Source organism: Ruminiclostridium herbifermentans (assembly GCF_005473905.2).
Lineage (GTDB): Bacteria > Bacillota > Clostridia > Acetivibrionales > DSM-1351 > Ruminiclostridium > Ruminiclostridium herbifermentans.
Genome location: NZ_CP061336.1, coordinates 3,161,981 through 3,176,059 on the forward strand (window position 1 = coordinate 3,161,981; position 14,079 = coordinate 3,176,059).

Below are 14,079 nucleotides of genomic sequence, written 5' to 3' on the forward strand. Positions count from 1 at the left end.
ATAAATACTGCTGTTCATTCTTCAGCACGTATTTCTCCCTCTGAATTATCAAGCTTCTAAAGCTTCTATCTGTAATTTATACGTATTATTTATATCATCTTCTACTACTTTTAGTATATAAGTTTTATCATCTTGTACTATTTTAAGTCCCTTGGTTGCAGTTATGCTTCCAAACACTTTCAAATTTGCATCTTCGGCTTCTGTTCCGATTTCGATATTGTCATCAGCAGTTACTTTCAGAACCTCTTTTCCAGACTCTATACTGCTTTGCAATGCATTGTGCTTATGGTCAGCTAATGATATATTCTGAATGTCTCCACCATCAATTCCAGCCTGCCAACACTCATTATCTTCATTCCACTTAATTATCGCATTAGGTTTACCTCCACCCCTTGCTACTCTAAGTCCTTCATTTGAAGCAAGTGTATGAGCACTTAACCTTCCACCTATTGTTGCACCACCTGTTATTTTTGCATCACCATTTACTTCTAAATTTACTTTATCATTAGTTGTTCCCAGTACTATAGTTTCCTTATTTTCAACATTAGCTACTTTTAGGGCTTCCTTTGTAGCATCATTAATACTTTTTAATGCATTGTGCTTATGGTCAGCTAATGATATATTCTCGATGCTTCCACCATCAATTCCAGCCTGCCAACACTCATTATCTTCATTCCACTTAATTATCGCATTAGGTTTACCTCCACCCCTTGCTACTCTAAGTCCTTCATTTGAAGCAAGTGTAATAGCACTTAACCTTCCACCTATTGTTGCACCACCTGTTATTTTTGCATCACCATTTACTTCTAAATTTACTTTATCATTAGTTGTTCCCAGTACTATAGTTTCCTTATTTTCAACATTAGCTACTTTCAGGGCTTCCTTTGTAGCATCATTAATACTTTTTAATGCATTGTGCTTATGGTCAGCTAATGATATATTCTCGATGCTTCCACCATCAATTCCAGCCTGCCAACACTCATTATCTTCATTCCACTTAATTATCGCATTAGGTTTACCTCCACCCCTTGCTACTCTAAGTCCTTCATTTGAAGCAAGTGTATGAGCACTTAACCTTCCGCCTATTGTTGCACCACCAGATATTGTTGCTGCCCCTGTTATTGTTGCAGCACCAGATATTGTTGCAGCACCTGTTATTTTTGCATCACCATTTACTTCTAAATTTACCTTATTAGCAGTTGTTCCCAGTACTATAGCATCCTTATTATCAATAATATCTACTTTCAGAGCATCTCTTCCAGCATCTATAGTACTTTGCAATGCATTGTGCGTATGTCCAGCTAATGAAATTTCTGTAACACCGTCTTCAGTTCCTGCTTTCCACTTTTCATTTTCCCATATTATCTGTGCTTTTGGGTTTCTTGGTCCATTGTTTACCTTTAAACCTTTATTTACAGTCAATGATTCAATTGTAGCAATACCTAAATCAGTGCTTTTATTTGGTTCTTTTACTATAAGGTTTCCAGTAATAGTTGTATTACCATTTACTTTCAGATTTACCTCAGTAATATTAGTTCCCATGTTGATATTGCTTCCATCAACTGATATTTTATCAGTAACACCTTTCACATCACCCAACTCAGTATGTTTATGGTCTGATAATGAGATATCCTTAATTATATTATCATAACCAGCTTGCCAAACTTTTCTTTCCTCATCCCAGCATAACTTAGCCGGTTGTTTGGTAGCTCCTCTATGTATTTCATATGCCGGTTGTTCTTTATTTGAAGAACCAATTGTTACTTTTCCAGCAATAGTCGCTTTTCCACCAATAGTTGTATCATTTGATATATCAACTGTTTTAGCCTCTAACTTTTCTTTAATCTTTGCATTTCCAGAAACTTCAAAATGTGTGGTTGGTTTAGTAGTACGAACACCAACATATCCCATATCTGAAACAGTAACAACAGGATTCTTTTTATCTTCTGTATAAAGTACATTATGTGCATGTTCTCCTTCACCTGTAGGTGTTAAAGAAATCATATTTTCTTCAGTCGTACCGAATTGCCAGCAACCATCTTTTTCATTCCAGTTTATTTTTGCCGGCGCTAATTTATTTCCATCCTCATCAAATCTGCTAACCTCTAATCCGCTTTTTGTAAATGATAAATTATTACCAACTTTAAGAGTTGTTGCAGAAACTTCATTTAAAGTAGTTTTTTCAGAAACTTCTAAACTACCTTTAACAGTCATTGCTGAACTTATATATGCACTACCATACACATCAAGATTTGCATTATTAGCATTATCTCCTATTCCTACTCTTCTTTCATCTTTTACAGTTAATACGTTAACATTCGACGATCCTATTTCCCATCTATTTTCATTCCATTTTATAAATGCATTTTTGCTATTATCTATAGCATTAATACCATTTTTAACAAACAATTCTCCTTGTACAGATGCATTTTCTAATTTTAGCTCTTTAGTAATTGTTGCATTGGTTGCCTCAATACTTCCATCATTAAATACTTTAAAGTAAGTTGCATCGTCTATAGTCGAAGGATCTGTATTTGAAGGATCTGCATTTGAAGGGTCTGTATTTGAAGGGTCTGTAATTGGAGTAGAAGGATTTAACTTGTCTATACTTGTTAATCCCATTTTCCAACAACCATTTGCCTCATCCCAAACCATAACAGCAGTTTTAGCATCATCTCCACGGTATACGCTAATACCAGTATTAGATTTTTTAGATATTGTTCCAGAATCAAATCTATTCATCGTAATAATGTTACTTACTATTTCTATATTACTACTGTTTATTCTGGTTAAACCGCCTCTTACATCTAAACTGCCAGTGATTGTAAGATCCTGTCCTACATTTAAGTCATGAGCAATATCTACATTTCCTGCTGCACGCACACTTAATCCAAGTACATCTCCACGTTCATTATATAGTTGTGTTGGATTATCGCAAATTATATCTTTTAATTTGCTTCCAATACCAATCTTCCATTTTTTAGAGTACTCATCCCAAACAATACGAGCTTTATCTTTAAGGTTTCCACGGTACACTTCAATACCAGCTTCGCTTAGTGAAAAGTTATCATTATCCTTATTATTTATGATTAGGAAAGCCTCATCTGTTATCTCATTTTCTTTATTCTTAGTGATGGTTTTTCCAGTAACATTTAAATCTCCCTTTATCTTCATTGAACCTTCTACTAAAACTTCGTTTCCATCCAATTCAATTATAGGGTCTCCATCTTCTTTGCATATCATACTATGTTTATGCAGCGTATCAGCAAAATCTAATGTTGTTAGTTTATCCCAATCATCACCATATGGTAAGTCATATAAATCTCCTGATATTCCAACTTTCCACTGCTCTTCAGCCTCATCCCAAATAAGTTTTGCAGTTGGATTATCTTTTCCGCGATATACTTCTAATCCACCATCAAACTTATAGTCACCTTTACCGCTATCAATTCTTTTGTTAACCAAAATAGTATTGTTATCAACTTCCATTTTTATTGCATTTACTACAGTTTGGGTACCCATTACAGTTATATTACCATTAAAGACTGCAGAGCCATTTACAACTAATTCTCCTGAAACACTTGCATCCTTTTTTACAGAAATACAGCCATTGACGCTCATATCCTTTTCAGCTTTAATATATCCGCTTTTATCAACAGATAACACTTTGTTACCATCTACTGTATTAAGGCTAGTATGTTTATGCAAATGATCTACAATCTCACCGCCTGTAATATAATTCCATTTTTCTCCACTAGGTATTTCAGATAAATTGTTACCAATACCTAATTTCCAGCTGTCACTAGCTTCATCCCAAATTAGTCTGGCATTGTCAAGATTTTTTCCTCGGTACACTTCTAGTCCAGCTTCTGCTGCATATTTACCATCTTGGTTAGGCATATTTACAACAATAGCGTTTTCAGTTACTTCATGAGATATTTTTTGGGATATAATATGAGTTCCTTTAACATCTAAATTTCCAACTACTATCAAATCTTTAGCAACTTCTAGATTATTACTAACTTGCACATCACCATCATTACTTACCCCCATAACAACTTGTCCGTCATTGCTGTTATAGAACTCACTGTGGTGATGATATTTATCTGCAGTGGATTTATTAGTAAGTACTTCCCATTCTTCTCCATATGCTATATTATATGGCTCGCCTTCAATCCATTTATCAATTTCTTCTTTATCCCTAGTTAATATGCAAATCTGCCACTTTTCTTGCTGACTATTCCATACTAATTTTGCACGCTTTTGAGTAGTAACATCATCAGAATCTATTAATTCATATGGTGTAATAATTCCACCATTAGCAAAAATATCTCCACTAATTGTAACTGATTTATCAATAGTCGCATTACCATTTTCATCTACGCTTATACCATATCCATCATGTTCAAAACACAGCTTTGCATGATGATGATAAGCATCAGCATTTCTTTTATCTTTCATTGTATCCCATGCATCACCATAAGCTAAATTATATAGCCCAGATTTATCATTATTATCTTCCTTATCAGTTCCTGCCTTCCAAGTACCATCAGCTTCATCCCATACGATTTTTGCATTAGGAGTTGGAACCCCTCCTCTGTATACTTCTATTCCTGATACAGTATCCTTTGTAGTTGTTTCACCTTTATCAGAAGTATATTTATTAAGTAATATAGTATTCCCTGAAAACTCTACATTCTCTGTACCAATTACAGCATTAGTTCCACTGACATTTAGCCCTCCTGCTGCTGTAAGCATTCCTGTAACCGTAGCTGTGCTGCTAACTTGCATATTACCTTTAGTATCCACATTAAATACTGGTTTATTATTTGATCTAACCGATAAATTACCATTTACCTTTGCATCCCCATTTGTATTAAAATCACCAGTTGTTACTTTTCCGGTAAAATTAGTATAAGCTGAATTTACTTCAAGACCATCAATTCCATTCTCTGCCTCAGAAGTAATTCCATTAATATAGGGCAAATTTAGTTTATCTTTGTTTCCAATTTTAATTTTCTGAAATTCTCCAGTATTTCCCTGTGTAACCGCATAAGTACATACATTAACTTTTTTACCATTTTCATCAAGTATGTAATCATAAACAATATTTGATGGATCTACTATCATAATTCCATCTTTAATCACTAGCTGTACACAAGCTATAATGATATCCTTGCTTTCGTCTTTTGGTCTTTCCGCTGATGCATTAATTTCAGCATGTTCCCAAATATGTATAGGTGTATCTCCACCTTTTACTGTATCTATATCAACTAATTCTTTTTTATAGCTTACAGTAATATATATATTTTTGCCAATACCAATGGGTGATAAATCTAAAGTTCTATTTGTATCCTCTTCGAATACCCAAATTTCTTGACTAATTTTTTCGTTTGTTTTTTCATCTAATACTCTATTAATGGCAAAACCCGGCTGAACAGTTACCATTGGTAAATTAGGAACTGCTTCTACCTTCAATCCATCTACTATTCCCCAATCGTGAAAATATCTGTTATGGATTCGTTGCTGCTTATGTGATAATCTTGGTCAAGAGTCAGGTCTTCTTCTTTTAGCAATAGTCCATTGAAATAATTCATTCTCTTGGTTTCATTTGACATTTTACCTTCCCTCCATTTTATATCAAAATCGTTCATATTCAGAATTCCTACCTGCATTTAGAATGTAAAATTTCATAAATACAGGCAAGAATCCCATTTCCCCATTTGTTGCTTATCATAGTATTTCAACCTTTTATTTAGGAATTTAATGTCTCATCTTCTTTAGGCATTAATTCTTCTAAGCCTGAATTGCACCACTAATACGTAACATAGTCTGTCCTAAGTTTGTTCGCTTCACATCAAGTTCCTCAATCATTTTCTTTCCTTCTTCAAATTCTTTCTTTAATTGTTCAATACGTGCTTCAATTTGTTCTTTTCATTTTATTTTCCTCCTATTGTAAAAGTTAATTTTTATTTTTTTTGCGTTTATTTTTGCTAATCTTAATAATCTTTTTATCAAGTTCATTTATAGCTCTTTCTTGATCTTTAACTTCTTTTACTAGAACCGCTATAATTTCCATTGGACTAATAGCTGTTTTATTATATGATGCTAAACTATCTGGAACATTTTCAGCAATAAAGCCTATGGTAGTTTTCTTTTTGTCACCTTTAAAATTGTATTCAACAGGTTCAAGAGCTTCTATTGCATTCTGTGCTTCTTTTTGGGAAAGCTCATGTATATTTTCTTTATACTCTTTTGAAGAAGTTATATAAAAATTGCCATCTACATAGATACCACCCGGTGATTTTAATAGAAGCCTATCACCACCATTTCCAACAATTGTACGAGTATAATACTTCCATGAACCACACGGATTTGTAACCATGGGTAATGGACAGTTTGAAACCCAATATCTTCCTGTTTCTGTATATATATTGCTGTCATGGATATTCCTATTTCCAGAGTCATATTTTCTCCGCCGCCACGAAGTTTATCTGAGTAATACCTAATCCATGCAGCATCCCCACTGCCACCCCCTGGATTTTTGTCAAACATAATTCCCATTTACTTCACATTCACCAACACCTGGTATTATTGCACCCTCTACCTTTATATTTGAATCTACACGTAAATCTCCGTTAACATCCACATCGTCCCACATTGATACTCTTCTTTCGTATCCTCCAGATCTGTTTCCGGCAATCATTAATGATTTATAAATTCCTGTATCATTGCAAATCTCAGCATATAAAGGTGACTTAGAAGTAAAACCACTCCAGCTAGATGTAAATCGTATAGAGTTTGATCCACTCAATATTCGTGTATATCCTTCAACATCGAGTTTTTCATTTTGGTATAAAGTTAGAACTACTTATTCCAACATTTTCCAGACGAATTTAAGTAAATATTGTCATCAGAATCATTAGAGGTTCCTATTTCAAGAGTACAAGATTCAACCTCTTGCCACCCTCCAATATTTTAGGATAGTATTTAATCCATGCAGAATCTCCTGAACCTCCTCCTGGGTCATTCGGAAATATAATACCGTTATTCCAGTACCTTCACTTAAGCGCAGCTTATTTGACACCTGCATATTACCATTTACGTATAGGAAACCATTTACATCTAACCAGTCCCATATAGCAACTTTTCTGCCTTGTCTGCAGATTGGTTCCTACAATCCATCAAAGCCTTATGGTAGGTAGTATCAGTACATATTTCGGCTTGATTAATGGTCTTGTCTGAAAGGCTGTCCATTGGGATGTAATTCTTAAAGGATTAGTACCTATTAGTATTCTTGTACTCCCAGCAATGTCACATCATCATCACTTTGCTAAAATCCACTGATCCTATTCCTACTCTTCCATTTTTACCTTTATTATTCCATGAAAGAACTGCTTTCTGTCCTTCATATGTAGTTCCTAGCAAACCACCCGTATTTCCCAACAGAACACAACCATCTACATTAGTTTGTCAAAAAGCTTACTTCCTCCGTACCATGCAACTTGTCCTTTGGCTGCACTCTATATTGTTATCATTAAGTATCAGTTCTCTATTTATGGATAATTCTTTATCCATATCAGCACTTAATCGATATTCCCTTATTGGAATATAATATATTGTGTGATGAAGTTCTCCAGCTATTGCACTATTTTTTAGATTTCATACTTATCACCATAAGCCAAGGGACTAAGGCTATTTTCAAGACCAGCCTTCCATATTTGCTCAACTTCCGACCATAAAATTCGTGCATCCGGTACACCATTTCCACCTCTTGTATACATCCATTCCACCATCTTTTAGGTCCACCCCATTAATTGAACCTTTTTTCTTTGATTCATTGCCGTTCTCTGAACCATCATTTGATTCATTCTCATTCTCTGATTCTTCATCTTCATCTATTACTATTTAGTTGTAAAAAATTTTCCTTAAATGTAAACTCAGGATTAATTTCTCCCTTATTATTTTTAGATACCAGTTTACCTGTATAGTCAAGGTCATCATTTATAGACACACTACCCTTAAATTTACAAACGGATAAGTACTTTGATTTTCTTTTGGCTCTTGTTCAGAATTAGATTCTGATTCTTCATCTGATTCTTCATCTGATTCTTCTTTTGATTTTTCAGCCGCTTTTGATTTGGAAAAAATTCCAATACTGTAACTGTTTTTTTATTAGGAATCAGATTCCTGCTCTGTATCTGAATCTTGATAAGGATCAGATTCCTCTTCTGTATCTGATTCTTGATTAGAATCAGATTCCTGCTCTGTACCTGAATCCTGATTAGAATCAGATCCATCTTCTGTATCTGGTGCTTGATTAGTATTAGATTTCATTTCTATATCTGAATCTTGATTAGAATCAGATTCCTCTTCTGTATCTGATTCTTGATTTAGAATTAGATTCCTGTTCATTATCTAATTCTTGATTATAATCAGATTTCAATACTTTAACTGAAGCTTGGATAACAGGAGTTTTTTCTAAGTCTATTCCCATATCAATGTAAACTTATCTAGCTTCATCTCACTACCAAAGCACCTGCATATAGTCTTAACGGAGTTCCATCAGTATCTGTATCAAATATACAACTGTTATCAATAATGGTTTCTCTTTTTTGTTTTTTCATCATATACTTCTATCGGTACAACCCTTGCTAATAATATATTTTTCTTGATATCAACAGGTTTAACCGTCGAAAAATGCAGCTTTCCGCATTCCCAAATATGTATCTCCTGTCCTTGACCTTTTTCACTATCCCAGTCTGCATTACTCTCAAAATAACTTAAGTAAATATATATATTTTCTCCTGCATTATACTCTGATAGATCTATAGGATTTTCAGGATGTCCTTCATACATTATTATTTGCCTACTGATAATCTCTTTTACTTCTGAACCATCTAAACCCCTCTGTTGTTAAATCTAGTGCAGCACCTTCCGTTACATATACCTCCATATTACTATCTGGAACTGGCTTAACCTCAAGTCCGCTAATAATACCCCAAGTATGCAAATAGCGGTTATGTAAGCCCTGAAGCCTTCTTTGATATTCTTTATCCTGATTGTAATATTCTGCATCTAATAAGAGTCCGTTAAAATAGTTCATTCTCCTTAATTCTTTTCCCATTTGTCTCTTCCTCCGGATACTTAAAATACTGCCATATTCACAGCAGCCAATTACTCAAATTTTCAAAAATGCAGTTCTCGGCGGATTAATACAATATTATTCTTTATCAGGATTATTAACTGTCTCTTCTTTAATTAACAATTCTTCTAGAACCTGTATTGCTCCATTAATTCTAAGAAGTGTATAAGTAAGATTTGTGCGCTTTACTTCCATTTCCTCTATCATTTTGCTACCTGATTCAAGTTGTTCTTTTAACTCATTTATGCGTTTTTGAATTTGCTCTTTCATAAATAAAACCTCCATTTTTATTTTTATTGTTTTGATAATTCTTCAACTTGCTTTTGCAGCGTCTTTAATAATTTTCTTTGTTCCTTTACAACGCTTGTTAATACAGTAATAATTTCCATAGGACTAATAGCCTTATGATCATTTGTTGCAACCTCTGAGGGCACTTCTTCTGCTATAAAGCCTAAAGTTCTTTTTTCTTTATCTCCTTTAAAGTTAAATGATACTGGATTTAATCCCTCTAATATATTTTTTGCTTTTTGAGCAGATAGTCTATTTATATTTTCCTTTAATGTACGAGATGAACTGTAATATAAATATCCGTCAACATATACTCCTCCACTAGCATATAAGCGTATACGGTCACCGCCTCCATAATATCCTCCAGTGCCAACGTCATTGGATATACCTATTTCAAGCGTCATGTTTTCACCGCCGCCACGTGCTGTATCTGAATAATATCTAATCCATGCAGAATCCCCGGTGCCACCATAATAGTCCCTTGGGAATGTAATTCCATTATTTTCTCCCTTACCAACACTTGGGGTAATAGCACAAAGAGTTTTAAAATTACCGTTAACTTTTAGAGAACCTTTAACTTCCAAGGTATCCCAAATAGATATCTTTCTGACTCCTCCTGCAGACCTATTTCCAGCAATCATTAGTGATTTGAAATTTGTAGTGTCATTACATATTTCAGCATAATTATTCTTACCCATGTCTGGGAATCCACTCCATTTAGATGTGAAACGAATTGGATTAGAACCGCTCATAATTCGCATATACCCATTTACATCTAGATCATCAGCTGGATTTAAAGTTCCAATACCTACATTCCCTGATGCCATTAGCGCAATGTGGTCATCTGCATCATTTGAAGTACCAATTTCAAGAGTACATGCCTCACCTGTTCTGGCATAATATCTTATCCATGCAGCATCTCCTGATCCTCCTCCTGGATCATTAGGAAATATAATTCCATTATTAGCTGTTTTTCCTGTACTTGGTCTTAAAGCCTGAGATAGCTGCATATCTCCTTTAACATTTAAAGTTCCATTTACATCAAGTCTATCCCATATTGCAACTTTTCTACCCTGTCCAGCAGATTTGTTACCCACAATCATCAAAGCTTTATGATTAGTTGTGTCATTGCATATTTCAGCACAATTAGTTGTTGAGTCAGGAAATCCTGTCCACTTAGAAGAAAATTTGATAGGATTTGTAGAACTTAAAATACGTAGACTACCAGCTAATTCGAGTTTATCATCAACTGGGCATGGTACCCCGATACCTACATTTCCACGACTATTCCAAGATATAATTGCTTTTTGTCCACCATCTGTGGTACCTAATATTCCGCCCTTAAGGCCAAATAATGCAGGACCATCAATAGCCAAATTCGCAAACGTTTTGTCAATTCCAAACCATCCCAAACCATGATAAGCATTTTCCTTTGAACGTAACCATATTGTATTATCATTAAGGCTAATATTACCATGTATAGATAATTTTCCTAAGTTATCTGTTTCAATAGCTTCATTTTCGGATGGAAAATATAGTTTTGTATGTTTATGATATTCGTCAATAACACTGCCGTTAATGAGTTTTTCCCATTCAGGTCCATAAGCTAAATTATAAAAACCCTCATCAATTTCTTCATCTGAGCCTTCTTCCTTATATTTATATCCAACTTGCCATTTTTGTTGTTCTTCTGACCACATTAGACATGCATCAGGTTTTTCTTTTGATTCTCCACGATATACTTGAAGACCACTATTCTGTAACTTCCATTCATCAGAATAACTATTTACCTGGACGAAACGATTTGATATTAAAAGTTCCTTCTCTCTTGAACTGTCATTTTTAATATTCCCATATACAACCAGATCACCATTTACTTGAACAGAGCCATCAAAGTAAGTATTTACAGCATCCACTTCAAGTCCTATTGAATTATCTTCTTGAAATATTCCTCTAATAGATGGCATATCACCAGCATCATCACTCATTTTAAACAAGATTTTTTGAGAGGCTATAGTTTTGCCTGCAGGCTTAGAATATGTCCTTACTGGTGTTTTATCATCAAAATCATACTCTGAAACAATTTTTATATATTTGTATCCTGTTTTTTCATCAATTTCAAGCTTTACTCTAGCTAATATGATGTCTTTTATTTCATCTGTACCATTGTCTCTTATATTTAGTGGTTTATCAGTACTGTAACTGATAATTCCTCGTTCATATATATGTATTTCTTGCGCTTTACCTTTTTCAAGATCTGAACTAGTAAGATTACGTATATCTACTTCTTCATTAACATAGTCTCTTTCTTCTTCTTTATATCTAACATAAATATAGATATCTTCAAATGCAGGACATTCAGAAAGATCAATTACACTATCGGGGTGTCCATCATATATATAAATCTGCTGGCTAATCATCTCACCATCGTTTTCTGTGCTCTTTACACAGTTTAGGGCTAAGCCCCCAGAGACAATTACTTTACACATTTCTTCTGTAGTAAGATTATCCTCTATCTCAAAAGTTTCTATTTCTTTATCAAGTCTATGAATTTGAGTCACTAATTTTTTTGATTCTGGAGTTTCTGGAGTTTCTGTTGATCCTGTTTCTGTTGTTCCTGTTTCTGTTGATTCTGACTCTGTTGTAGACTCTGACCCTTCTGATAATTTCATAAATGTGTTTAATTCATTTGAAGATTCACCATCTGACTGATTGTTATTATCTTCTTCTTTAAACTTAATTAATGGCGAAACCTCAAGCCCTCCTGCAATACCCCATGTATGCATATAGTAGTTATGAAGCTGCTGAAGCCTTCTTTGATAATCTTGATCAAGTTTATAATCATTTGCGTCCAAAAAGAGTCCGTCAAAATAGCGCATTCTTTTCAATTCTTTTCCCATTTGCTACGTCCTCCAAATATTAATAATGTTTTACTTTTTATTAGTCCTCTATCATACCACCTAAAAGGGTTTCTTTTCCTACTTTTGAATACACTCCAACACGCATAGAAGGAATTTCTACACTAAGCAGATAATTTGTATAAAAGGGTTTTTCATTTTCAATTACTTTTTTAATTAATTGAACCTTTTTTTGTAACCTGCTTCTGCTATGAATAGGAATCATTGTATGTACTGAGAAGAATGTAGGCTTTGCCTTACCAACCATAGTATTTACACCTATTTTTCTTCGTTCACCAACTTTAGCTGTTTCTTCATATTCATTAATAGAAATAGTAGTTTCTTCACCCGCATAAAACTGCAAATATTCCAAAAGACCTTTTGTTGTACCTCTTTTTTTGTACAATTGAACCATTTTACTTATTAGTTCTCGGTTTATTGTGCTTCTTGATGTATCCAAAGGAAGAATTTGTATTGGTGACTGTTCCTTTTGTTCCTTGTCATTGTTCCCATAGAATTCAACTGACTCTTCTAAGTCAAGAGCTACCCAGCTAGCCAGCCACTCTAGAAATTGTGGCGGTGTTTGAGATGGATTAAAGTATTGTTCAAAGTTGTCCAATATTGACTCAATTCCTACTATATCTTTCTTTTCAGCAGAACCCGTCAGTACCTGCTCAAATGCCTTAAGAAAACGACCAAGAAAATAATCTTCATAAGTTTGATCGCTGCTTTTATGATATATCCTAGGAAGATATTGTACATAATTACTAATTTGCTGATTACTCATCATTTGCCCCCCTTTTTGTTTTGACATTAAAAATACTGTTTTAACAAATAAATTGTTTAGTTAGATATTTAGCTCTCGACCTCAATAGTTATTAATTTAAGCTTAACCAACTGATGGGGTTTAAGTGTAGGTGAGTCCAGCTCCAACCTTATTACATGTTCAACGCCAGATATCCCTTCAACTAAATAGTACAAATCTGAACTATAAAAGTTTCTTCCAAGGGGCCAACCTTTTTTATCTGGCCCACCTTTAATTGGATCCAAATACTCCTCGATTACCCTTTTCACCGTATCCGCAATTTTCAAATCATCTGCTGCAATTTGCATATTGATTCTTATTTCTTGGTACTCAGGGTCTACAACATGAACTCTGTTTGTAAGTAATTTACGTTCATGTAAATAATCTTTTACATAATTTTTAAGATCACTATGTTCTTTTAAAAACTTCATTTGATCTGATACTTCTGTAATTAAAATTATTGAAATGTCACCGAACTTTTCATCATCTGTTATATTGTTTTCTAAGTCTCTATTTTTATAGCAAATTGCACGTACAGATATATCTGGAAACATTTCTTTAATTCCAGGTTTTGACATAACAGCTTCATATGCTAACTTTTCAAAATCTTCAGCAGTAACAGCTTTAGTACACTCTGACAATTGTTCAACACCACGTCTAATTCCTGATAACAAATCTTCTCCATCATTCAATTTGATACCTAATAAATTAAGAAAATGTATATAGTTTTCATCTGGAACCTGGTCAATTCGGTAAATCATCATTTCACAAAGCCATGCAAACAATTCTATCAAGGTTATTCCAGGATCCGATGGATTATGGTTTGTCCATTCAGGATTATATATTGGTATTAAAGATTTAGCTTCCTTAACTAGTTCTTCAAAATTCATCCTGTCTAAATTTGGTATTGCAATTGACATTTTTCTTCCTCCTTTCATATACTT

General features: G+C 34.0%; 14 protein-coding genes. All 14 read right to left on the reverse strand.

Annotation, left to right across the window (positions count from 1 at the left end; translation table 11 throughout):
• Window positions 1-48 precede the first annotated feature (48 nt).
• The 14 genes from EHE19_RS12880 to EHE19_RS12930 all read right to left on the reverse strand — a co-directional run bounded on the left by EHE19_RS12880 (window position 49) and on the right by EHE19_RS12930 (window position 14,055).
• Complete coding sequence (locus tag EHE19_RS12880; RefSeq protein WP_190530300.1) at window positions 49-5,478, reverse strand: hypothetical protein; 5,430 nt, start codon at window positions 5,476-5,478, stop codon at window positions 49-51.
• An 8-nt stretch (window positions 5,479-5,486) separates the two neighbouring features.
• Window positions 5,487-5,618 (reverse strand): hypothetical protein, encoded by a 132-nt coding sequence (locus tag EHE19_RS19970; RefSeq protein ID WP_280513946.1) that lies wholly within the window; start codon window positions 5,616-5,618, stop codon window positions 5,487-5,489.
• Between the two features lie 344 nt (window positions 5,619-5,962).
• Window positions 5,963-6,385 (reverse strand): tail fiber domain-containing protein, encoded by a 423-nt coding sequence (locus EHE19_RS19790; RefSeq protein ID WP_244648232.1) that lies wholly within the window; start codon window positions 6,383-6,385, stop codon window positions 5,963-5,965.
• Between the two features lie 162 nt (window positions 6,386-6,547).
• Entirely contained in the window at window positions 6,548-6,814 is a 267-nt protein-coding gene (locus EHE19_RS19795; RefSeq protein ID WP_244648233.1) for a hypothetical protein, read from the reverse strand.
• 311 nt (window positions 6,815-7,125) lie between these two features.
• Window positions 7,126-7,257 carry a hypothetical protein gene (locus EHE19_RS19975; protein WP_280513947.1) on the reverse strand — a complete coding sequence of 44 codons (132 nt, stop codon included), beginning with the start codon at window positions 7,255-7,257 and terminating at the stop codon, window positions 7,126-7,128.
• 57 nt (window positions 7,258-7,314) lie between these two features.
• Window positions 7,315-7,446 (reverse strand): hypothetical protein, encoded by a 132-nt coding sequence (locus EHE19_RS19980; RefSeq protein ID WP_280513948.1) that lies wholly within the window; start codon window positions 7,444-7,446, stop codon window positions 7,315-7,317.
• Between the two features lie 209 nt (window positions 7,447-7,655).
• On the reverse strand, window positions 7,656-7,784 hold the full coding sequence (locus tag EHE19_RS19985; protein WP_280513949.1) for a hypothetical protein: 129 nt from the start codon (window positions 7,782-7,784) through the stop codon (window positions 7,656-7,658).
• A gap of 391 nt (window positions 7,785-8,175) precedes the next feature.
• The gene (locus EHE19_RS12900) at window positions 8,176-8,415 is read right to left on the reverse strand and encodes a hypothetical protein (protein WP_190530306.1); all 240 of its coding nucleotides are present in this window, start codon (window positions 8,413-8,415) and stop codon (window positions 8,176-8,178) included.
• A gap of 180 nt (window positions 8,416-8,595) precedes the next feature.
• Window positions 8,596-8,859, reverse strand: coding sequence for a hypothetical protein (locus tag EHE19_RS12905; RefSeq protein WP_190530308.1), 264 nt, complete (start codon window positions 8,857-8,859; stop codon window positions 8,596-8,598).
• Between the two features lie 10 nt (window positions 8,860-8,869).
• Window positions 8,870-9,127: a hypothetical protein gene (locus tag EHE19_RS12910; RefSeq protein ID WP_190530310.1), complete on the reverse strand. Its 258-nt coding sequence runs from the start codon at window positions 9,125-9,127 to the stop codon at window positions 8,870-8,872.
• Window positions 9,128-9,223: 96 nt separating this feature from the next.
• Window positions 9,224-9,415: a hypothetical protein gene (locus tag EHE19_RS12915; protein ID WP_137697831.1), complete on the reverse strand. Its 192-nt coding sequence runs from the start codon at window positions 9,413-9,415 to the stop codon at window positions 9,224-9,226.
• Between the two features lie 23 nt (window positions 9,416-9,438).
• On the reverse strand, window positions 9,439-12,333 hold the full coding sequence (locus EHE19_RS12920; RefSeq protein ID WP_244648234.1) for a tail fiber domain-containing protein: 2,895 nt from the start codon (window positions 12,331-12,333) through the stop codon (window positions 9,439-9,441).
• A 40-nt stretch (window positions 12,334-12,373) separates the two neighbouring features.
• On the reverse strand, window positions 12,374-13,117 hold the full coding sequence (locus EHE19_RS12925; RefSeq protein ID WP_137697830.1) for a phage tail protein: 744 nt from the start codon (window positions 13,115-13,117) through the stop codon (window positions 12,374-12,376).
• Window positions 13,118-13,185: 68 nt separating this feature from the next.
• On the reverse strand, window positions 13,186-14,055 hold the full coding sequence (locus tag EHE19_RS12930; RefSeq protein WP_137697829.1) for a baseplate J/gp47 family protein: 870 nt from the start codon (window positions 14,053-14,055) through the stop codon (window positions 13,186-13,188).
• Window positions 14,056-14,079: the final 24 nt, after the last annotated feature.